The 21,818-nt window shown below is 41.4% G+C and carries 15 protein-coding genes and 2 pseudogenes; 8 read left to right on the top strand and 9 right to left on the bottom strand.

Going from position 1 to position 21,818, the window contains the following annotated elements:
- Positions 1-299: 299 nt before the first annotated feature.
- Positions 300-1,472, top strand: a complete 1,173-nt coding sequence (locus V7K32_RS10520; RefSeq protein WP_334992834.1) for an AI-2E family transporter — start codon at positions 300-302, stop codon at positions 1,470-1,472.
- A 46-nt stretch (positions 1,473-1,518) separates the two neighbouring features.
- Here the strand turns inward: V7K32_RS10520 and V7K32_RS10515 are convergent, their stop codons facing one another.
- A complete protein-coding gene (locus V7K32_RS10515) occupies positions 1,519-2,850 on the bottom strand; it encodes a serpin family protein (RefSeq protein WP_334992832.1) in 1,332 nt (443 codons plus the stop codon).
- Between the two features lie 422 nt (positions 2,851-3,272).
- Positions 3,273-4,868 (bottom strand): S8 family serine peptidase, encoded by a 1,596-nt coding sequence (locus V7K32_RS10510; protein WP_334992989.1) that lies wholly within the window; start codon positions 4,866-4,868, stop codon positions 3,273-3,275.
- Positions 4,869-5,080: 212 nt separating this feature from the next.
- On the opposite strand from V7K32_RS10510, the gene rpe reads away from it, so the two are divergent.
- Entirely contained in the window at positions 5,081-5,788 is a 708-nt protein-coding gene (gene rpe / locus V7K32_RS10505; protein WP_334992830.1) for a ribulose-phosphate 3-epimerase, read from the top strand.
- 786 nt (positions 5,789-6,574) lie between these two features.
- On the opposite strand, the gene V7K32_RS10500 is transcribed toward rpe, so the two are convergent.
- Together V7K32_RS10500 and V7K32_RS10495 are read right to left on the bottom strand one after the other, a co-directional pair.
- Positions 6,575-6,988, bottom strand: a complete 414-nt coding sequence (locus V7K32_RS10500) for a HetP family heterocyst commitment protein (RefSeq protein WP_334992987.1) — start codon at positions 6,986-6,988, stop codon at positions 6,575-6,577.
- A gap of 2,690 nt (positions 6,989-9,678) precedes the next feature.
- Positions 9,679-12,087, bottom strand: a complete 2,409-nt coding sequence (locus tag V7K32_RS10495) for a GH116 family glycosyl hydrolase (RefSeq protein ID WP_334992828.1) — start codon at positions 12,085-12,087, stop codon at positions 9,679-9,681.
- Positions 12,088-12,254: 167 nt separating this feature from the next.
- On the opposite strand from V7K32_RS10495, the gene V7K32_RS10490 reads away from it, so the two are divergent.
- From V7K32_RS10490 to V7K32_RS10470, 5 genes and pseudogenes are all read left to right on the top strand, one after another.
- On the top strand, positions 12,255-12,434 hold the full coding sequence (locus tag V7K32_RS10490) for a hypothetical protein (protein WP_334992827.1): 180 nt from the start codon (positions 12,255-12,257) through the stop codon (positions 12,432-12,434).
- A gap of 51 nt (positions 12,435-12,485) precedes the next feature.
- Positions 12,486-12,830 carry a transposase gene (locus V7K32_RS10485; protein ID WP_442938719.1) on the top strand — a complete coding sequence of 115 codons (345 nt, stop codon included), beginning with the start codon at positions 12,486-12,488 and terminating at the stop codon, positions 12,828-12,830.
- A gap of 281 nt (positions 12,831-13,111) precedes the next feature.
- A pseudogene (locus V7K32_RS10480) lies at positions 13,112-13,249 on the top strand (DUF1902 domain-containing protein); the annotation flags it as partial.
- A gap of 92 nt (positions 13,250-13,341) precedes the next feature.
- Positions 13,342-16,350 (top strand): UPF0182 family protein, encoded by a 3,009-nt coding sequence (locus V7K32_RS10475; RefSeq protein ID WP_334992983.1) that lies wholly within the window; start codon positions 13,342-13,344, stop codon positions 16,348-16,350.
- Positions 16,351-16,637: 287 nt separating this feature from the next.
- Positions 16,638-16,820, top strand: coding sequence for a hypothetical protein (locus V7K32_RS10470; protein WP_190893081.1), 183 nt, complete (start codon positions 16,638-16,640; stop codon positions 16,818-16,820).
- Positions 16,821-16,877: 57 nt separating this feature from the next.
- Here V7K32_RS10470 and V7K32_RS10465 read toward each other — a convergent pair whose 3' ends face one another.
- The 5 genes and pseudogenes from V7K32_RS10465 to V7K32_RS28715 all read right to left on the bottom strand — a co-directional run.
- Positions 16,878-17,351 (bottom strand): hypothetical protein, encoded by a 474-nt coding sequence (locus V7K32_RS10465; RefSeq protein WP_334992825.1) that lies wholly within the window; start codon positions 17,349-17,351, stop codon positions 16,878-16,880.
- Between the two features lie 108 nt (positions 17,352-17,459).
- Positions 17,460-17,762, bottom strand: a complete 303-nt coding sequence (locus V7K32_RS10460; protein ID WP_334992823.1) for a hypothetical protein — start codon at positions 17,760-17,762, stop codon at positions 17,460-17,462.
- A 392-nt stretch (positions 17,763-18,154) separates the two neighbouring features.
- The gene (locus V7K32_RS10455) at positions 18,155-19,561 is read right to left on the bottom strand and encodes a glycoside hydrolase 100 family protein (RefSeq protein WP_334992821.1); all 1,407 of its coding nucleotides are present in this window, start codon (positions 19,559-19,561) and stop codon (positions 18,155-18,157) included.
- A 67-nt stretch (positions 19,562-19,628) separates the two neighbouring features.
- The gene (locus tag V7K32_RS28720; protein WP_442938721.1) at positions 19,629-19,760 is read right to left on the bottom strand and encodes an SDR family oxidoreductase; all 132 of its coding nucleotides are present in this window, start codon (positions 19,758-19,760) and stop codon (positions 19,629-19,631) included.
- 17 nt (positions 19,761-19,777) lie between these two features.
- Positions 19,778-19,903 (bottom strand): annotated as a pseudogene (locus tag V7K32_RS28715) (SDR family NAD(P)-dependent oxidoreductase); the annotation flags it as partial.
- Positions 19,904-21,100: 1,197 nt separating this feature from the next.
- Between V7K32_RS28715 and V7K32_RS10445 the strand changes: the two are divergent.
- On the top strand, positions 21,101-21,742 hold the full coding sequence (locus V7K32_RS10445; RefSeq protein WP_334992819.1) for a hypothetical protein: 642 nt from the start codon (positions 21,101-21,103) through the stop codon (positions 21,740-21,742).
- Positions 21,743-21,818: the final 76 nt, after the last annotated feature.

Here is a 21,818-nt window from a genome sequence, read left to right as displayed (position 1 = left end):
CCCCTGCTCCCCCTGCTCCCCCTGCTCCCCCTGCTCCCCCTGCTCCCCCTGCTCCCCCTGCTCCCCCTGCTTCCCCTACTCCCCCCACTTCCCCTGCTCCCCCTGCTCCCCCTGCTTCCCCTACTCCCCCTGCTCCCCCAACTTCCCCCACTCCCCACTCCCCATTCTCTTTCGGTTCAAAATTTTCCATTTTGGTTAGCCTAACTCCTAAACTAGAAGGATGAATAAGACTCATATAGTTAGAGATAATAATCTGTAAAGAAAGATTTTATTTAGTTCTATCCAGCAATCAGCTTAAAATGCAGACACGCAAGCTACTCGACTGGTGGCAAACATTTACACCAATAGCGCGAATCGGCGCGATCGCGTTATTCCTTCCGCTACTAGTTCTTAATGGTTGGGCTCTTTCGGTATTTTTTAATTATTTCCATTCTCTCATAGTCATTTTAGTCGGAGCCTCAGTGCTAGCATTTCTGCTCAACTACCCCGTGAGTTGGATGCAGGATCATGGTGCTAGGCGAGAGCAAGTCGCTATTTTAGTATTTCTCTTGGCTTTATCGATTTTATTAGCCTTGGGTGTGACACTTTTTCCCTTGGCCCTTACCCAAGCTCAACAACTGGTGGCTCGTTTACCAGAGTTGATTGACTCTGGACGCTCTCAGTTAATGATATTAAACGAAAAAGCTGAGATTTATGGTTTACCGATTAACCTTGATGCTCTGGTAGTGCAAATCAACGATCGCGTCAAGGGACAATTGCAAGCGATCGCTGGACAAGTTTTAAATCTGGCGGTAGTTACAGTCACTAGTCTGCTAGATATTCTCTTGACGATGGTTTTGACTTTCTACCTTTTACAGCATGGAGGTGAACTCTGGGAAAGTTTAGTAGAATGGTTACCGTCTAAATTTCGCGATCCTTTTTCTAAAACAGTCCGCCTGAGTTTCCAAAATTTCTTCATCACCCAGCTAATTTTATCTACCTGTATGGCATCAGCCCTGATTCCTACCTTTTTGTGGCTGAAAGTGCCATTTGGTCTACTATTTGGCCTAACTATTGGTTTGATGGCTCTCGTCCCCTTTGGCGGTTCTGTAGGTATCGCCCTGACTACACTATTGGTAGCGCTGCAAGATTTTTCAATGGGTGTGAGAGTCTTGATAGCAGCAGTAATTGTACAGCAAATTCTCGAAAACTTAATTGCCCCCCGAATTTTAGGCAGCTTTACTGGTTTAAATCCAGTTTGGATTTTAATTTCAGTCTTAACAGGGGCAAGAATTGGCGGACTGTTGGGTGTAATAGTAGCAGTACCTACAGCTGTTGTAATTAAGACTGCTTTAAGCGCCTTGCGTCCTGCGAGCCTAAACAGCGAGACAGACGAGTGCGCCACTGGGGAAATACAGCAGATTGCAGCAAACGATTCTTTGAAAGCTGATCCTAAAAGCAGTCTGAGTATTTCTGAAGCGACATTACCCTAGAATTCAATTCAAAATTCAAAATTCAAAATGAAGAAATTTCGATTTTTTATTGTGGGTCAATGATCGAACCCATAAACAAAACCCTTCCCGTCTGATTATCCCTAATGGCACAGAAGAAGGGACGATCAACAATCATTTGGAATGGTTCTGGTTCTTCTCTCAAAGCTGTTGCGACTATTCCCACTGAAGTAACCGCAGCCGCTTCGGTTCCTTCTTCGTTTACTTCAACAAAAGTTTTATGCTTAACTTCGCTGATGCTAAGATTTTTACCCATGCCAGAAAAATTGGCTTTGCTGCTGAAAGCCTCTTCCATGCCTAAAGTTTTTAAAGCATCATTGAGAGTAACATCATACTCACTTTTAAAGCGAGGTAAACGAATAAACCCTTTTTGTTTGCTGAACTGAGTCATCCATTTATCCCAGTTCTCAAGATTCAAGTTTTGATAGAAGGCTTTCAGGTTAGAGTTCTGTTTTGGCAGGAAAATATAAAAGCTGAATTTACCATCTTTGCCGTAAGGTAAACTAACTGCCTGAAACTGTTTGCTTTCATAATATCTATAGTCACCATTTTGTGACATCATCAGGTGTTGTTTTGGCTTGCCAGGTGTAGTATAAAAAGGGTATTGAGCAGTTTGACTTTTATCAAATTCTTTGCTCCATTTTCCTTTGAAATATATGGCATTAATTAAAAACAACACCTGACTTGGCTCAATGTTTCCAATTATCTGATCAATTTTGCCATTAGTATTATTTTTTACCCAGTTATTGATAATACTAGGCGCTGCGGGATCTTGAAAGTTTAAATTGCTGACCTTAGCTTGATAGAAATCCTGCGTTCTCTGGATAAAGTCTGGCTTAAAGGTAAAATTTTGATCTGCCCAAAGTGAGTTAGCAATCTTCAGTTGTACTTTAGGATCGGAATTGTCTAAAAGCTGCTTTAATGCCGCCTTGTAAGAGGAGTTAATTTCTGGTAAAGTCAGCCCTTGTAATTCCAGAGTTTTTGCGATCGCTAGTTGAGTCGTGCCGCTAGCGCCGTTGTAGGTCATAGCTAAAGCGATCGCCACACTCGAAGGTGAGATAAAAACATTCTTCTGACCATTATCGTTTTTCAGAACTTCTGAAAACAGTTTGAAGCCAAACTTATTGCTAGACTCAACAATTTTGGTATCAGTCTTGAGTGTTTTTTTTTGCAATGGAGTTTCTGGCTGAGGTAAACCAGATTGGGCAAGAGCGCTTTTATTACTATCGACTTGAGAATAGCCTAATACACTGCATAGAACAACACTTGCGGCTGCCATAGCATAGCGTCTGCCCAGACTAACACCGTAACGTCTTTGCATGAAATTTTCTCTCATACTACTATATTTCTGCGGATTCATCTTACCACCTCAGTTGCCAAAGATTCCCGAACTGTGATTATGGTTGACGCAGACACTGTGTCAATAATTAACTATTGCATTTGCTCCAATAGAAAAAGGGGACTGTTACAGAAACTGTAACAGCAACTTAGTAGCTCAGAGGAATTAAACATAACTTATTAGAGTTGCTAATTCCTAATTAAGGCGGCGATACAGACGAATTATAAAAAATCTCTTTAGGAATTTTACTATTTATCTATAAAAGTATTGTAAACTACCTAATCATAAAATAACCAGCGCTCTTAGTTTTTAAAGATAAAATCACGCTTTTTAGTTGACGAAATACCAAGCTTTTGTAGGGACACACGGCTGTGCTACCTTACAGGGGAGTGTGGTGATGAAAAACGCTGTAAGTTAACACAGATAACAGTTGTTACCCTATTTTAATTGATAGGTACAGTCCACCAAGCTAAACTATAGGGTTGAGTCATTTCATTTAACTTTTGACGAAACTGGACGCGGATTTTGTAATTGCCAGCAGCCGCAACGGGGCAGAAAATATGTTGTACACTATCGATTTGGCTGATTGAGGAGCAAACAGCACCAGCATCTGAATTTTGAGCATTAGCTTTTACTAAGTATAGGTCGAGATTATTCAAACCGCGATCGCGGAAGCTTTCGCCAACGTCATATTGCTGATTTTTATTTTTATCGTTGAGTTCTACCAATCGATCCCAACTCAGAGTAATAGCAACAAAACTCCCCTGCTTTAAGGGTTTTGCTAATATATAATCAACATAAGCTCCAGCATTGACTGTGCGATAATCCCAACCAATAGCAGGTACAGCCGTTGATGGCTGCCATTGACCATTACTAAATTGCTGATAAGCGCGAAATACATTTAAATGACCCGCTCCCATTTGGGCATCCAAGGGAATTTTTGGATCTTTATAAGCATCAGAATCTAGCCAGCTTTGATTTTGTTTATCAATTAATGTCCGGCTCATTCCCAACAGCAAGCCATCACCCCTATCTTGGATTTTGTCTGCTGAATTCAGCAATACAGCTTTCATTACTTGATGATGACGAGCATCAATGCTCCAGTGTGGTTGTTTTGTCCGTATCTGTCGGTCAGCAAATTCTTGCAACAGAGCAACACTAGCAGTAACTTGAGGCGCTGCAAAACTGGTACCCGTAACCTTGCTCACGATGCCATCTGGATTGAGCAAAGGAATATTATTTCCAGGAGCAACTAAACCGATAGCACGACGCTCACCAAGATTAAATTCCTTTCCAGCTAGCCTTCCGCTCACTCCTTGGTTAGCACCCGCCAGATTAGCCACATCTACTTTGTTAAAAACTCCCCCTCGGCGGGATGAAAAAGCCACATTTATTCCGTTAAAATTATCTGTAGGAATAGGAATACCCCCCTTACCTTGATTACCTGCGATCGTATACAAAACTTCATGAACGCGACTAGACCAGTCAACACATAAAGTTAGCAAAGCATTGCCGTCTAAAGTAGCGTCTGGTCTAGGATCGCGGGTCAAAGGTTCACCAAAGCTAAAGTTAATAGCCCGGACATCCCCACCATTTTGTAGGGCTATGTGCTGGGCAGATAAGCACTCTTCTGACTGACCCATATTTTTAGTAGAACCCACCGCAGACGAATACAGTCGCGCTCCCGGAGCAACTCCCGGCAAAGCTTTGTCTTGACTCACCATCATCCCAGCGACATTGTAAGCGTGGGGGTCAACACCACTATTTGATTTAGCTGGCCCATTGCGTAAGAAGACCCCAGCTAAAGATATCGCGCGATTTTTAGACACCGCCTTATCCCACCCAAACATTCCCGGCCTGCCAATTTCCACTTGACCAATAGCAATCTTGCGACCGATTAAATTATAAGGAGCTTTGTGTAGCCTCAGAGCATCAATACCATTAGTTCCTAGAGGAGATTCTAATACCGAAGCAATTACTGGCACACTAAGACAAGAAGCACTTAATCCCCAAATTATCCAGGTTAGTTTTTTAGTCATTTGTTGTTTGTCATTTGTCATTTGTCATTTGTCAAGAGTTAGGAGTTTGGAGTTAGGAGTTAGGAGTTTGGAGTTATTATTCTCCCTCATCTCCCTCATCTCCCCCACTCCCCACTTCCCCATTCCCAAAAAAGCCGGGATCAAAATTATGAGTCTTGCTCAATGTTTTGTTACAATGCTTACAGACGAGGACGCTTAAAAACCCACTAGCCATGACCCAAAACCTATCTCAAAAACCCATTGTCATTTCTCCATCTATCCTATCAGCCGATTTTAGTCGTCTGGGTGATGAAATTCGCGCCGTAGACGCGGCTGGAGCCGATTGGATTCATGTTGATGTCATGGACGGTCGTTTTGTACCTAATATTACAATAGGCCCTCTGATTGTGGAGGCGATTCGTCCGATTACGACCAAGCCACTGGATGTCCACTTGATGATTGTGGAACCAGAAAAATATGTAGAGGGATTTGCTAAGGCCGGTGCTGATATTATTTCTGTACACTGCGAGCATAATGCTTCCCCACACCTGCACCGCACCTTGGGGCAAATTAAAGAGCTTGGTAAGAAAGCTGGAGTTGTACTTAATCCTGGTAGCCCTCTAGAGCTAATTGAATACGTTCTAGATTTGTGCGATTTAGTACTAATTATGAGCGTCAACCCTGGTTTTGGTGGTCAAAGCTTTATCCCTGGTGTATTACCTAAAATCCGCAAGCTGCGTCAAATGTGTGATGAACGCGGTCTTGACCCTTGGATTGAAGTCGATGGAGGACTCAAGGCAAATAATACCTGGCAAGTTTTAGAAGCGGGAGCTAATGCAATTGTCGCCGGTTCAGCTGTATTTAATGCTAAGGATTATGCTGAGGCTATTACATCAATTCGCAACAGCAAGCGTGCTACTCCAGAATTAGCTAAGGTTTAATTCATTTTTGGATTAATTATTCTCTACAAAAAGTAGGGTGGGCAAATTGTCCACCCTATTTTTATTTACATATAAAAAAACTGGAAGCTATTCAAATTTGGAACTTCCAGTTGTTGCTATATAAATTGAAAATTTAGAAAGCAGAGATAATCCAGGTTGGGAGGACTAGGATTACAATAGTCGAAATAGAAGCGTATGACCTATTAGTTCTACCAGCCACGACAACGATTTTACCGTAACTTTTCTGTTTCTGTTCTTGTTATTGGTGTTAAGCGTTTGCAATATTTAACTAATGCAACACCAACCACAGGATAGAAAGTTTTATTAGCATTACTCCCATCGTCTGTAGTCGATGAAAGCTGTGTAAAATTTGAATTGGGGGAATCCACCTGCCCAAATTCTCTTTGCTGAAACTTCCTCAGAAAAAGAACCACCAGTAGCAATGGTTGTATCGTTGGTCTTGGTATAGGAGTTATTTACTCGATGAAATGCTGACTATTTTTGTAATCAGTTTGATTGATTTCATAGTCAGAACTAATCATTGATTTTATTTATTAAAATTAACCTGTTTGCCGCCAATCACCTCTATTTTGGTTGAAGTTGTAGTTGTTATTAGTTTATCAATAGCGTCAGTATATATTTGCCATTTTGGCAGATTTTTGTAAAAAAATATCAAATTAATCACTGCTATAGAAAACCTACCATGCTAAAAATTTTCAATTAGCATAGTAGGCTCTCAAACACTCAATCAACTCTAGGGCAGAATCTGTGGATTCCAAATTGTTTTTAATTCACTCCACAGCGTTTCAAGGAAATATCTTGGCTGCCTTCTGGTTTTAATGGCGCTTTTCTTGATTGATGTTCGTTAATTGGCTGTCCCAATCTCTGGTCTAAACTACCACCACGAATTTCTGTTTTTTGCTTTCCAACCACTTCAAGATAAGCAGGTCTTGAATCTTTCAGCATTTTTAGATTTTCACTTTGCTGTTGTTTTGTTCTGTTGGTTTGATTTTCTTTGAGCAATCGATTGTAGGTACGGTACGGAATGTAATGGAGAGGATTATAACCAGCAAAACGTAGCATTAAAACACATGCCCAGGAGTACTTTCCAGCAATAATTGCTTCAACTACTTTGTCAAATTGTTGAGCCTTGACTGTTGTATCTAAGTTACTACTAATACCAGCAATGTCTTGATTCATCATAGTGTTTAGTTATCTTGGATGAAGTAAACTAGTTCAATTTCTGCGATGGTTGATGTTTCAATTGAGGGTTACAAATCGCTTTCAGGTGATTATCAGCAATTTGGTGGTGTTGGATGTTGACGAGGGATAAAAATCTATCAATCAACAGACGCGTACATAATTTTCCCAAACTCTGATTGTCTCTCGTAGCTTTGAATGGTAAAGATACAGGCTGAACTTCTCTGCTGTTTAAGCTTTACCTTGGCGCCCCCTCAAGCATTTTAGTAATTTTGGCTGATAACTCCCCTACTAAACTAGTTGTGGCAACTAGGTCGTAGTAGGGATACAAATTATATAGATTCATTTCTGAACTATCCCCTTGGCTTGAGGTTTCGACTGCATTTGACCTGATGATTTTTTTCATGAACTAACGTTTGATTAAAAACAATCAAGTTTTTAATCAAGTTTGTTGGCTGCTCAGTTCTAACTATCCAGATTCCCTCCGATGAATTGAGGAAATTGTGCTTATAGCTTGTTAGTAAGTCAAAGGTAAAAATTTATCTTTTGTCTTCTCATCTTACTGGTAAGACAAAAGTCTCGGCGTAGCACTTGGTAGATGCAGTTTTGTCCTCTGAAACTTTCTCAACTCCTAATTCAATAAACTTTGTCTGTTAAAACGCCTGTATTTCTTACTACTGCTTAATTAAGCATTTTCCGGCAAATTTCCATATTTTTTTGAGTAGTAGGAAAAATTTATTTATCTTTGAGCTTTAACAACGCCATTCGTATTTATACTATTTTTTGTCGTTAATGTCATCTACTAAGTTAGTAGATTTTTAAGCTAAATTTACTGAATGTATTTCGATAAGTACTTGCGGATTGTGCAACTTTGAATTTTGTCCTCGTTTGCTAATTCATGAGGGGTCTGACCCCCCATACAATCTCAATTTAAAGCCTTTATTATTGTCGAGTCACTAGAAAATACTACCATTAACTATGATGTAAAACAACTTCTAAAAATAGTAAAATTTAAATAATAACAAACGTTCGCTGCCATAGCATTGAACATATTTTCTTAATAAGTTAAATTAGAGAATTATATTTATTATCCTTATATTTCTTGATTAACAAGAAATAATGCTTCAGCTTATCTAAATAAAATTACTGTAAATAAATCGTGAATTAATTGTTTTTGAAAAAAAGTCTTGTAGGCTGTGTTAACGAAGCGTAACGCACCATTATATTTTGGTGCGTTGCACGCTAACACACTCTACGTGGATTTTAACAATAAAATCGGAGTTTTATATGTGTCTTAATCTTTAAAATCTTTATAAAATTGAGATTAGGAATACTGTGGCAGTTGGGCTAAATGCTAGTAAAAACTACCAATTTTTATGAGTTGGCAATCAGTACCTTGCTAAACAAGAATACCTCGGTTTAAAACAAAGATATAAGTCGGCATAGAGTAGTCTTGAATTCTCAATGCTTCAACTCTTACCATTACTGAAATTTTCCTTCGCTTCCGGAAACACTGGAAAAATACAATCACAAATCTAAACTCTGCTTTCTCAGATAAAGATTAATCCGCTTGGGTTAAGGTTAAAACTGTTTGTCAAAGTCAATTTTTTTAACGAACCTTTCTAGGCGCAGAGGACACAGAGAGAATGAGAGAATGCTTAACCTAAGCGTATTACGATAAGTAGGTAAGCGTAATTAAATACAAGGGACTTCCAAATAAAAAAATACCCCACAATATTAGACATCTCCCGAAATTAAATATGCCTTACCCAGAACCCTTGTAGAGACAATACTGCTAGGTTTTTGGATTTTTCGATAGTGTTGTTAGACCTGTAGAGACGCGAAATTTCGCGTCTCTACACAAGGCTTTTCGTCTTATCCGAGCAGTATTGCTTGTCTTGACGTAGCACTGCTACGTCAAGACATTCTTTTTCGGAGATGTCTATTGGGTAATTTATTTGTTGGAAGTCTCTAAGAGGATGTTTTAACCGACTTTCCGCACTTCATCGTGTAATATGCGTAGATTTCCCATAGGTGGAAAAAAATGGTTAAATCAACAACATAAATCGCCAATGGTATTCAATATTAATACTTAATAATTTGAACATTATTAGGAATTTTTATTGAAAAGATAGATAATACATTTTGAAGTGCGGAATGTGGGTTTTAAAAGTATTTGGATGTGATTCTAGGCACTTGTTGATCCCCCTAGCCCCCCTTAAAAAGGAGGGAACCGGAATCAAAGTCCCCCAATTTATCGGGGGATTTAGGGGGATCTGAAATGTTTTGCTACCAACGAGAGGACTTTTAAAACATCCTCTAAGATAAAACCTCACCCTCAATCTCTCTCCTTATTATTGTCGGGGGAGGCAGGGTAAGGTTTTATATTTAATTTGACCGACTTACTTAAAAGCTTGTTCTAGATTCGCTTTCACGTTGAGTTGACACGCATGATAGCTGTGCGCCCCTACGTTTGTTGCATCAAAATGAGAACCGCTTTGATAGTAAATTAATTAATAAACCTCATCTAAGTTGAGAACCGTAGTTTTTGCCCTCACCCTAAATCCCTCTCCCAGATATGGGAGAGGGACTTTGAAATTCTGGCTCCCCGAATCCCCGAATCCCTCTCTTTGGGATTCGGGGTTGGGGGATGAGGGCAAATCCTTTTCATCACCGAAGAACTACAGGTTTCAAGATAGACGCGGTTTAACTAAATAAATTCCCCAAATTGCCATTGCTCGTAAGTATGTGCTAGCGCGGAAAGTACCAGCTGCGGTGATAGCTTCAGGGGTACGAAATTGCAGACCATTGTCATAAATTTGCTGGACTACAGCTTGCGTCAACTTAAACGCTTCATCTTTCATTCCCATTTGCACAAGAAAAGCCGCCAGCCCAAAGTTTATCCCTGTCCAGACTTCTAGGGGATGAGTAGCTTTGGGGTTTTCTGGTGAACCGTCAGGACGAACACCATTCGCAGCACCAAACTCACCATTGCAGAATTTCAAAAAGCACGCATCATAAACAGTTTTTAGGGCAGAGAGAGCGCGATCGCTTGGTACAATATCTGGTAAGTCCAGCAGACGAGCATAAAACTGTCCGCACAATTGATCTGCCATTACCACATCAGAACCACTTTCACTATCAAGTTTGTAATATTGCCCATTCCAAAGTTTTTCTTGGTAGATAGGAAGAGATTGGTGTAACCAAGTTTCATAAGTGGATTTTTGAACCGCCAATGCTGTGTTACCTGTCTGGTAAGTTAATAAAATATCGCTAATTGCGATCGCAGCCTCCAACGCCGCCAACCACAACCCACCACAATAGGCGCTTACACCCTGTAACCGCCAATCATCAAAGGTTTGGTCAGGCGCACCGGAATTTTCAGGAATCCCATCGCCATCAAGGTCAAAAGTTTTCAGGTAGTCGAGGGTTTGAACGATCGCAGGCCAGCAATCTGCTAAGAATTCTACATCGTCAGCACCCGTGAGCAGAAAATCACGGTATACTTGCAAGACAAAATCACTACCCAAATCTTTCCACAAGTTGCAGTCTTGATAGCTGGTGTAGTTGGTTTTCTGCCAAACGTGTTCATTTGGTGCGCCTAAATCGTGGGGTGTTGCACCTGCGACTTTGCGAACTGCAATCGGGCTTTCTGCCTTAATTGTCATGTAATAGCCAATGATTCGGGGTGTATCATCACCTTCAGGAATCGCCCTGGCAAATGCCTTCATTACCGACTTTTCTAATTCTGGAAACAGCATTAGCAGGGCAAAAGAGCCGTATAATCGCACATCTAGACTTTCATACCAACGGTAATCTAGGCACTCTAGCACTGCAAACTGACCGATGGGGTCAAGTTCTGATGCTGCACTCCAGAGAGTACCGCCGCTAGTGAGGTCGTAAAGCTCATTAAATAGAGCCATTTTAAACCAGTTGGGTAAATCTTCCCGGTCGAGAATGGGTTTTTGCCAAGCTTGAATTTGCGATCGCCAGCTTTGGTATTCTTGTAGTGCAGTCGATGCGATCGCCCAAGCATTGTTTCCGCTTTTACCAAAAAAGTCTGTATATCTGCGGTAATAATTAACCCTGGCGGCAAATTCTGTGATCGGCAAATCCCAAGCGAGGACAAAGGGGATTTCGAGAGTTTCGCCTGGTTGGAGAGTGAAACGGAGTGCCATCGCAGCCCCTAATTGTGTATTCTCTGTTGCTGTGGTATCTAGATAATTAGGCAAAGAACCATCTTTAGCAAAGCTTTGCCACACCTCATTACCCGTACCTTCAGGATTCCATCGCGTGTGGTGAAATACTTCCACCTGGGGATATTTGGGCGTCGCAATACACCAAGTTCCGTCACCTTCTTGCAAAGCATCACTACCAACCCGACCTAAAACACAGCCAAACTCTTGTGTATTTTCAACTATTTTGTTATAGTTTCCTTGACTTTCGCCCCAGCGCGGTTGGTATTCGTAAACCGGACTACCATCATCACGCACCCGCACTTCGGGAGATTTTAGAGCGTTTGTAAACCAGCCCACCATATTTTGCCAAGTGAGCATAATGCCCAGAGTAATCGGTGCATCTGTTGGGTTGTGGGCATTCCAGAGGAATATTGCCACAGGGTAGCTAGTTTCTTGGTAATTACCTGCCCAAACTGGGGAAAACTGCTCACAAGTCAACTGTGCTTGAAATACATTTTCATACACAAACCAGCTACGTGGGTATAGCGCGTGATAATTGCCCGTTCCCTCTGTACCGGGAGTTGTTGGATACCATTGCCAAGCTTTGAGAGTGCCATCATCGGGCGCTTGGGTAGATAAAGCGTAGGCTTGGGAAGATGTGCTATTGGATTCAAACACACTGAATTGACAAGCGGGAACATTTTTGAAGGTATGTTCACCGCCATCGATGTGCCACAGGTTAAAGTCTCCGCGTGAAGAACGACCGATGCAACCTGCACCAAAGCCGCCCAAAGGCATACCATGCCAAGGGCCATCATCGATATTACTTGCGTAGCGGACCGTATAAGGTTTATCCCAGCCTAAGCCGATGGGACGGCTCCAAGTGCAAGAGGGAATTTTCAAAGAGAGTTGATTTGTCATCGCCTAATGTTACATTGTGCGGTTACGTCAATGAAGACTAGCGCGATGTGTGATTTTTCTCAAGGGAAACAACGATGTAGGGGCATGGCATTGCCATGCCCCTACGTTAGATAGAAATCTTCAGGTTAATATAAACACAATTTACAAATAACTGTACTTAAAAATTAATGCCTTACGACCCGCGAATACATCACCGTCGTTCTATTCGCCTAAAAGGACATGACTACACCCAACCAGGAGCCTATTTTATTACGCTTTGTACGCAGGGGCGGCAATGTTTATTTGGCGATGTGGTCAAGGGCAAAATGCAATTAAATTATTTAGGTCATATTGCCTTCAACTGCTAGGAGGCAATTCCCGATCATTTTCCGCACATTGAATTAGATACTTTTGTGGTGATGCCTAATCATGTACATGGGATATTGGTAATTACTGACACGTCTGTAAGGGCATGGCAATGCCATGCCCCTACAAGAGAACAATTTGGCAAACCTGTGCGCGGTTCTATCGCAACTGTAATTGGCAGCTATAAAAGTGCTGTCAGCAAAAGCATTAATATTATTTGGCGCACCAAAGGGCAATCAATCTGGCAAGGCAATTTTTACGAACATATTTGTCGAGATCAAAAATCTTTAGATCACATCCGACAATATATCCTAGACAATCCTCAGAGGTGGGCAGATGATCCAGAAAATCTACAGCATAATCCTGATGATTGCGAATTCCTCGATATACCTTTCTAATTCATTGTAGGGACACGGCATTGCCGTGTCCCTCCGTCGTGTTGTTGAAGCTTTGAATTTGGTAATTTTGTTGTATCGGAAATCCAAGCCTCAAGCAGCAGCGTTGGAGAAAATAGCTCGGCGATGTCTAAGGGCGGGCTAGGGCTTGTTATCTAATGTTGCATCTACGCTTACCCTGAGAACTCGGATGTTCTAAACTGAAACTACGTTGTAAGCACTAAATGATGGCACAAATCAAATTTAAGGTTGAAGCATTTTGGGATTGAGACGCAGAAGTTTGGGTAGCAACTAGTAATGATGTACCTGGATTGGTAACAGAAGCTTCTACGATTGAGGTTTTGACGCAAAAGCTCCGAGAAATAATTCCAGAACTGATCATTATCAACAAAATAAGTAAGAACGGTAGAACAGGAAAATAGACTTTTAATCAGCAAGCTTGAGGCTGGGAACTCGGAACTTCGTGTTTTGAACTGCAATATCCGAGTTCTAAGGATGAATGATGGTGAATCAAATGTATTGGAAATGGGGCTTTAGACTATTAATTGTATTCTTTGGGCTGTGGCTACTCCTAGATTTGGGTTCTAGCGTGGGAGCAGAGATTTTTTGGTTTCAGGAAGTCGGCTATCTCCAAGTATTTTTGTTGAGGCTAGTGACTCGTGGTATTTTGTGGGTAGTGGTAGCTGGGGTAAGTGCTGCCTATCTACTGCTAAATCTGGCTCTAGCACAACGGCTAAAATATTCCCAGTCTTTGAAAATTGAGGAAGTCAGGCGTGAGGAAGCAGAACTCACTAGGGAATTAACAAATTTTCTCAGTCCTCATTATCCAAGACGCAACGAAACCCAGATACTTGCGTCGCAACGCTTAAAAAAAATGAGATTGCGCGGGTTATTACCCCTAACTCTAGTACTGAGTTTGTTGATCGGGTTAATGCTGGCTCACTATGGTCAAATTGCTGTTTCTTACTGGCATTCTCCAGTTAACCAAGGTATTCTACCAATTCCCGCCTTATTGCGACCGGAGACAATCTGGCAATTTTTGAGGCAGATTTTCTCTCAAGTCTGGTATCTCGGTTTAATTGTGGGAGTAGCGATCGCAATCTTAATCTATCCCCAATTTTTACTAACTGCGATCGCAATTCTCTTCAGTCCCATTTTTGCATTGATCATATTCCAACACTGGCCAAAGGTGCTGCAATATTTCCACCCCACCCTTTTCAACAGCACTGATCCTTTATTTGGTCGAGATATCAGCTTTTACATATTTTCTTTACCCGTTTGGGAACTACTAGAACTCTGGCTGATGGGATTATGTTTGTATGGCTTCGTCGCCGTTACTCTCACTTATCTCCTGTCAGGTGACAGTTTGAGTCAGGGAATTTTCCCTGGTTTTTCGCCCCAGCAACAGCGTCATTTATTCGGTATGGGTGGCTTGTTGATGCTGGTAGTAGCTCTGAGTTACTGGCAAAGTCGCTATGAACTGGTGTATTCTAGCCGGGGAGTAAGTTATGGTGCCAGCTATACCGATGTGACAGCCCAGTTGCCAGCTTACACTGTCTTGTGCATTTTGGCAGTAGCGATCGCCTTTTACCTACTTTGGCGAACGTTTTTTTGGAAACCCAAATCTCAGTATCGTCACTTGGTGTTTTATGGGTTAGGGATTTATTTAGTATTAGTTGTAGCTGCTGACGTTGTTCTACCTACGGTGGTGCAATATTTAATTGTTCAACCTAATGAGTTGCAACGAGAGCAACCCTACATTCAGCGTACTATTGCCTTGACTCGCCAAGCATTTGATTTAGATGCGATCGATACTAGAACCTTTAACCCGCAAGGAACACTAACTGAAGCTGATATTCAAAAAAATGACTTGACAATTCGCAATATTCGCCTGTGGGATGAGCGCCCACTGTTAGAAACTAACCGTCAATTGCAACAAATTCGACCGTATTATCGGTTCCCCAATGCTGATATTGATCGATATACTCTAGTAACAGATGTAAGTTCACGCCAACCGGCTACCCCGGAAAAACCACCAGAATCTAAGCAGCCACCAGTTGAGTCAACAGAACGGCGACAGGTACTGATTGCTGCACGAGAATTAGACTACAGTGCTGTACCACAGGAAGCTCAAACATGGGTTAACCGCCATTTAATTTATACCCACGGTTTCGGGTTTACTGTTAGCCCAGTTAATATAGTTGGGCCTGGTGGGCTACCAGAATATTTTGTCAAAGATATTAGCGGTAATAGTAGCGCCCTCACAACTTCCAAGGAAGTCATCCGTGACAGTATTCCCATTGGGCAACCCCGGATTTATTACGGAGAAATAACCAATACTTACGTAATGACTGACACAAGAGTTAGAGAGCTAGACTACCCCAGTGGTAGCGATAATGTTTACAACTCTTACGATGGTCTGGGCGGCATTAAAATCGCTTCAGCATGGCGACGCGGGCTGTTTGCGATCTATTTGAAAGATTGGCAGATGATGCTGACGCGGGACTTTTTACCAGATACAAAGGTGCTACTGCGGCGAAATGTCAAGCAAAGAATTCAAGCGATCGCACCCTTCCTAAAATTTGACAGCGACCCTTATTTAGTGGCTGCTACTGCTTATCAAGATTTCCCCAGTAATCCCAGTTATCTTTACTGGATTGTTGATGCTTATACGACGAGCGATCGCTATCCCTACTCAGACACTGGTAGGGATGGGATCAATTACATTCGCAATTCTATCAAGGTCGTAATTGATGCCTATCACGGTACTGTTAACTTTTATATTGCCGATCCAAGCGATCCGATAATTGCCACTTGGTCAGCGATATTTCCCAACATGTTCAAACCGCTCAGTACAATGCCAGTTAATCTCCGCAGTCATACGCGGTATCCGGTGGACTTTTTCAAAATTCAATCTGAGCGGTTGATGACCTACCACATGACCGATCCCCAGGTATTTTACAATCGGGAAGACCAGTGGCAAATCCCCAACGAAATCTATGGCAGTGAACCCCGTCCAGTAGAGCCGTACTATTTGATTACTAGTCTACCCACCGTACCTTTTGAAGAATTTATCCTGCTTTTACCCTATACTCCTAAACAACGGACTAATTTAATCGCTTGGTTAGCGGCGCGATCGGATGGCGAAAACTACGGTAAGTTATTGTTATATACTTTTCCCAAAGAAAGGCTGATCTACGGCCCAGAGCAAATCGAAGCGCGGATCAACCAAGACCCAGTAATTTCTCAGCAAATTTCCCTGTGGAATCGCCAGGGTTCGAGAGCCATTCAAGGCAATTTATTAGTCATTCCCATTGAGCAATCGCTGCTGTATGTCGAGCCAATCTATCTAGAAGCCACACAGAATAGCTTGCCAACTTTGGTGCGGGTAGTCGTGGCTTACGAAAACCGCATTATTATGGCACAAACATTAGAACAAGCTTTGCAGGGAATTTTTAAACCAGAAGTTACACCAGCCCCAGCGATTATCCGTCCCTTTGAAGAACTAGCCCCACGAGGTTAAAACAATTCGCTTTTTCGCCCATTCGCCCATTCGCAATTCGCGGGAGCATCCCAATTTTGGCTTAAATCTTTTCCCTCACCCCCAGCCCCTCTCCCATATTATGGGAGAGGGGAGACATAATTCTAGTTCCCCCTCTCCCAAACATGGGATTCGGGGTTAGGGGATGAGGTCTATCAAGGTTTTTGGTAATTACATCGCAGCTGAGAGTGAGCGATTGCCATTAACAAAATTTATTGCAACAGACATAGTTTAATAGTTCAACATAATGTAATAGACACTAAAAGTTAATGAACATGGTGCAAAGTAACCAACTAGAGATCCGCCACATTAGTCCTAAAGTGAGGCAGTTGATTCAAATGTACGCCGATGTTAATAACTGTACGCAACCTGAGATGTTAGAGCGCATTGTTTTGGAGTGGAACGCCCAACAAAGCGAGAGCGAACGGCCGCCAGGAGACGAAGATGAATAGCTTTTTGCTACCATCCTTAGTCCGCTTTGAGCCAGAGGCTTTCGTTAATTTGGCTCTTTAGTTGTAGAAAAATTTTCTCGAAATTGGGTCTTGTTTGAGGGATTGAATAAAATCCCTCAAACTCATCATATTGCCTGTTAAAGTGAATTTAGGAGTGCCATTCTGAGCAACGATTCTCACTTCACCATCTTGGATCTGAATTTTATTTTTAATACTATCCCAGAGAGTATCGAAGCTTTGATCATCCTTGCAACCATTGGCTTCAAGGAATCTTTGGTGTACTTCTGTTTTTAGTGCTAGTGCTTCTGCTGCTTGAGTTCGCGCCTCAAAGTGCTTAATTACATCTTCGTAAGCACTCTCTTTTAGAGTTTTGTTTTCAGCCTCAACTTGCTCTAGCTGAGTTTTTATGGCTTGCAGTTGGGATGCTAAAGCGGCTGATTTGTGATATTCAAGTTTTAAGGCTTGCTTTGCATTGGCTAACAAGGCTTTATAATCTAGCTGATCTTGATCTTGATTTTTTTCGGACTGCATTTTTATCTCTCGATCAACAGATTTTCTGTGAAAAACTCTCGTCAGTTATATAACCAAAACTGGCGAGAGCTTAGTAAATATTCTTTGTGTTATTTATCTAAGTATTAGTTATTTCACCAATAATGGTGATTCAGAGCTAGGATTTTCTTGGATACTACTCAGACTAGAACTAATGTGGGAGCGGATAGCTCGTTCATAAACACTAGTCTGCTGAGTGCGTACCCCTATAGCTTGATATATTAAGTTAACTTCTGGAAATTCAGACCAATACATCAAAAAAACGTCTTTAGCTGGAGTAATAATTTCATAATTATTCTCTTGTCTTTTCTTTCTGAGCTTACAATTATTTAGTTGCAATTTTTGTCTGAATAGTTTTTCAAATTCTGGAATTAAATCTGAAGTAGTTTTCATGTTTTATCCACGTTAAAACGTGTTAATTATGCAAAGACTATCTGCTGATATTACTAATGTATGACACTTCAGATACCTCTTACAATATAGTGTATCAGTTATCCGGTATTTGAGCAGGGGATTTCAGCGCAGGGGAACTTGTTGGCGCAGCCTAAGAAGAGAAGAGGCTTGCCATCAGGTATCGCTTGTGATGTTGGGTCAGTCTAACTAATGGTCTGTCCCAAAAGTTTTCAGAGGTTCGTGGTGTTCACATCCCCGACAACTTCTGCGAAGTCGGGGATCTCGCTAGCCCCGCAAAATTAATCGGACAGACTACTACTTAGCAGAGACACCCTGTATAATTACACCAATAAATCATCTTCGGGGTAGAAGCCCTGGCGATAATTCAGTACCTACAGGCTACAGCCTGGGACTTCAAGACCCTCTGCAAAGCTGATTAATTCTAAGTACTCTGGATTTTCCAGCAACTTTTTGGCTGCTAGCAATCCAGCAATGCTCCAAGTTTGATAAATTCTGGCTTCTTTGCCAATCAAACGGCCATTGTTGCCATCGTAGTATTCTGGGAATTTATCCTTAAATAAACGCCTTTCGGCAATGGCTACAGCTGCTTGGGCAAGTTCTGTTCGACCTGCTTTGAGTGCGGCGGCGGTAAATAACCACAGTAAAACAGGCCAGTTACCGCCGTTGTGATAAGACCAAGCCCTGTTTTTAGCATCACATCCTGTAACAATTCTCCACTCTAAACCATCCATTGCTGGAAAGCAGATTTTAACAGGCATATAGCCGATCAAGTCTTGCCAACGTTGGGCAAATAAATTCATAATGCTTTGAGATTCTTTTTCGCTTGCTAAGGAAGCTAAGATTGCCATCAGATTTCCCAAAGCAAAAAAGCGAAAATCTATCCGTCCCGGCCCCAGATTTCCCGCTAAATATCCTCCAGTTTCGGGCAACCACTCGGTCAACCAAGTGGGGATTGATTCTGAGTTGATGTTGAATTTATTAACAATTTCTTTACCAAATTCGTTATCCTTGTAACGATAGATTTCCCCCAATCGCTTCAGGTCTAGCCAGTAATAGTTGCGGATATGATATTTCAAAGATCCCAATCGCCTGTTAACTTTGCCGAGGTAAGTATCGCCGCCATCCCCATCTGGTATAAGCAATTCACTAGCAGCCCTGAGGGACGCATAGAATAAAACCTGAATTTCTAGAGGATGTTCGTAGACTCCCATGCGACGGTCAATCATAAACGCGCCATCGGGAACTAACATTGTTGGGTACATGGAAAATCGATGTACCAAGCAAAGATCCAAAATTAATTTGATTCCTGCTTGAAAATCTGGCTGACGCGCTAGGGTTAAATCGCCTGTAGCTTTTTCATAAGCGCGTAGCAGGAGAATCCACCACATACAAGAATCAATTGGAGGAACACGAGCGATCGCCAGTTCACCAAAATCAGCAACCAAAAATTCCTCATTCCCATTAGAATGTACTTTGAAACTTGCAGGCATTAATCCTGCTCCCGGTTCAAAGCAGTCTATCTGCTTTTCGTGACTTTGTAATTTCAGTGTTTCTACTAAGAAGTTACGCACAATCTCTGCTTTGCCGTGCATGAGAAACACCAAGGCAGAAGGGACAAAATCGCGGAGGAAGCACTGGTCATAATTGAGTGCATCTGACTGCGGATCGTGGGCGGCCACAGTACCAATGGGTTTTCCCTGGTAATAAATTACCGACTCTTCCAACAATTCCCAGGCTTCTGCTTCCAGCAGACTGTTTTTATCGATCGCGCTAGTCATGGGCGTTTAATTCCACTAATGGTATGTATCGGCTCAATTGTGGAAAGTACGCAAGTCTTACCTCTTTTCAAGCTGACCAGCTTTCTTTGAAGTCAGCATACAGAGTCAATCCACCATCTACGAATAGGGTTTGTGCGGTCAGGTAGGCGGCTTTATCCGAAGCTAAAAAAGCTACTGTGCCAGCATTGTTAACTAGAATATCTAAATACTGCCGCTTTCAGGGGATGAGCGGTAATTGATGGCGATGTTGCACCCTTCTTGAGCGAGTCTGATAGCGATCGCTTGACCAATACCTCAAGTTGCACCTGTAATTAAAGCATTCTTTCCTTTTAACCCTATCATATTTCTTGCCTAAGCTGCCCTTGCTTGAATTTGCACTCAGTTAAACTATTTTGGATTTTAGATTATTCTCTAACTCATCTAAAGCTATTACTGTCAACCCCCAATGGAGGTAATAAATTAGAAAATCTGACTCAATAAATAAAACGTCTTCCGTGAGTGGGATTTCTAGTAATCTAAAGAATGATTGACTAATAGTAGGTAATCGTGCTTTGTTTTATCAAATAGCTAGAGACAGCGATCGCCTAAAACTTCAAATTAAGTAAGGGCGCACATCTGTACACCTTAATAAATAATAAATTTTTTTTACCCTTACTCTTTTAGTACCTGCTACTGGGAAAAAGTAAAATATCTATCAATTCGTCTATCAGCAAACCTAATATTGCTATGACTGTTAAAAGCCAAAATGAATCTAGTACATCTGGCGCCCAAATAAACATACCATTTCAAATGGCGTAAGAAGCTCGGAATAGAATTATGCGTGAATGCGTGACTTCCATCTTGCGCTACTAGCGATATATAAGTAAATTGATTTTGATTCTCAGCTATTTGCCATGAAATTTCATCAAGGGTAGTTACAATTCACAGTGTACAACTTTGACAACTGTCCACAATAGTGTTGCATGTCTCAAGCTCATGGTAATATTATTTTACTGTTAGGAGATATTATTTTATACATCAAGTTGTCAAGATGCTATAACAGCTAATTAGGTGCGCTACCTCCAAAAAACAAAAATTATTCAATCCACCAAGTAAATCCCCAAAAGCGGCAAGCGGCAAGGCACAGAGCTTTTAAGATTCTGCTTATATAAGGTACTAAATAGCTCACAAAGTCCTCTTTTAGGAATCATTAAAGCTAGCTAAGAAGGGATAAAACCCTCTTAAAATGGCAAAAAATTAGACAAGAATAAATAGAAAGTTTTTGACAGTAAGTCAGTTGTTTTTCGTGTATCTAAAAATATCGAAAAGCCCAATTTGTCTTGTCAATAAGAGATTAACATTGTGTGTTTTATTTAGATATTGATTTCTCTTTGTGGTTAGTTACCTATATAAAAGCCCTATTTCATTGCTGAAAACTTAAGCTACCTCGACCAAATCAGGCAAACACTTAAATTTACAAATGATTTAGGACTGCTAGATCAATCTTGATTTAGTAACGACTCGATTATTAACAACTTTAGCAAGAGTAACAGGAAAAACATGAATATCATTGTTCGTTTTTTTGGAGCGATCGCTCTCCAAATATCTGCTCTCGCTGCGATGTCTACTATGGCAATGTCTAATGACAAACCCTTGCCTGTCTATACCCAAGAGACTCCTGCTGCTTCTCAACAGAAAACAACGCAAAAGATTTGCTCTTTAGATCCCATTGAGGATTTATTGCCTCCAGTACAAACAAAGGCAAGTAATTCTTTGCTTTCTTACCTTGCTGAACAGGGTTTTATACAGAATCAAGAGGGTTCTTGGGTCTGTTATGCGAACGATCCTAAAAAACAAGGGCGTTACTTTACCCTATTTAAGGTTAAACAAGTTGATGACAGGCTCATAGCAAGTTCTTTCCTAGATGATGGCAGTCTGATTCAGGGACAGGAAAATCGTAGTGTGGACTTCTTTATGATGCTGATTAAGCATCATACAAATACTAGTCCAGAGAACCGTCAAGGTATACGTAGGTATTTAGAAGCCTTTGTCTCGTTAGTAAAAGAAGGGAAGATCAAACCTACACCTCGTGGGTTTCTTTTCGACCAACCAAACCGGGCATTGGTCTTATATCACACACTCTCATCAGGAAATCTCAAAGGTACCGGAATCACGATCAACATTTCTTTAGCTAAGAGTTGAATGAACTGGGGAGTAGGGAGTGGGGACTTGTACTGAGCGACTTGTGCCGAGCGGAGCCGAGGTAAGCCGAAGTAGG

This window comes from Nostoc sp., from assembly GCF_036917635.1.
GTDB lineage: Bacteria > Cyanobacteriota > Cyanobacteriia > Cyanobacteriales > Nostocaceae > Nostoc.
This window is presented reverse-complemented; position numbering and strand designations above follow the sequence as displayed.

Coding starts and splice junctions, on each gene's coding strand:
- V7K32_RS10460 (WP_334992823.1), bottom strand. CDS start 17,762: ATGAAAACTACTTCAGATTTAATTCCAGAATTTGAAAAACTATTCAGA.
- V7K32_RS10500 (WP_334992987.1), bottom strand. CDS start 6,988: ATGAATCAAGACATTGCTGGTATTAGTAGTAACTTAGATACAACAGTC.
- V7K32_RS10475 (WP_334992983.1), top strand. CDS start 13,342: ATGTATTGGAAATGGGGCTTTAGACTATTAATTGTATTCTTTGGGCTG.
- V7K32_RS10520 (WP_334992834.1), top strand. CDS start 300: ATGCAGACACGCAAGCTACTCGACTGGTGGCAAACATTTACACCAATA.
- V7K32_RS10510 (WP_334992989.1), bottom strand. CDS start 4,868: ATGACTAAAAAACTAACCTGGATAATTTGGGGATTAAGTGCTTCTTGT.
- V7K32_RS10465 (WP_334992825.1), bottom strand. CDS start 17,351: ATGCAGTCCGAAAAAAATCAAGATCAAGATCAGCTAGATTATAAAGCC.
- V7K32_RS10445 (WP_334992819.1), top strand. CDS start 21,101: ATGAATATCATTGTTCGTTTTTTTGGAGCGATCGCTCTCCAAATATCT.
- V7K32_RS10455 (WP_334992821.1), bottom strand. CDS start 19,561: ATGACTAGCGCGATCGATAAAAACAGTCTGCTGGAAGCAGAAGCCTGG.
- V7K32_RS10490 (WP_334992827.1), top strand. CDS start 12,255: ATGCCTTACGACCCGCGAATACATCACCGTCGTTCTATTCGCCTAAAA.
- V7K32_RS10515 (WP_334992832.1), bottom strand. CDS start 2,850: ATGAATCCGCAGAAATATAGTAGTATGAGAGAAAATTTCATGCAAAGA.
- V7K32_RS10495 (WP_334992828.1), bottom strand. CDS start 12,087: ATGACAAATCAACTCTCTTTGAAAATTCCCTCTTGCACTTGGAGCCGT.
- V7K32_RS10485 (WP_442938719.1), top strand. CDS start 12,486: ATGCCTAATCATGTACATGGGATATTGGTAATTACTGACACGTCTGTA.
- V7K32_RS10470 (WP_190893081.1), top strand. CDS start 16,638: ATGAACATGGTGCAAAGTAACCAACTAGAGATCCGCCACATTAGTCCT.
- rpe (WP_334992830.1), top strand. CDS start 5,081: ATGACCCAAAACCTATCTCAAAAACCCATTGTCATTTCTCCATCTATC.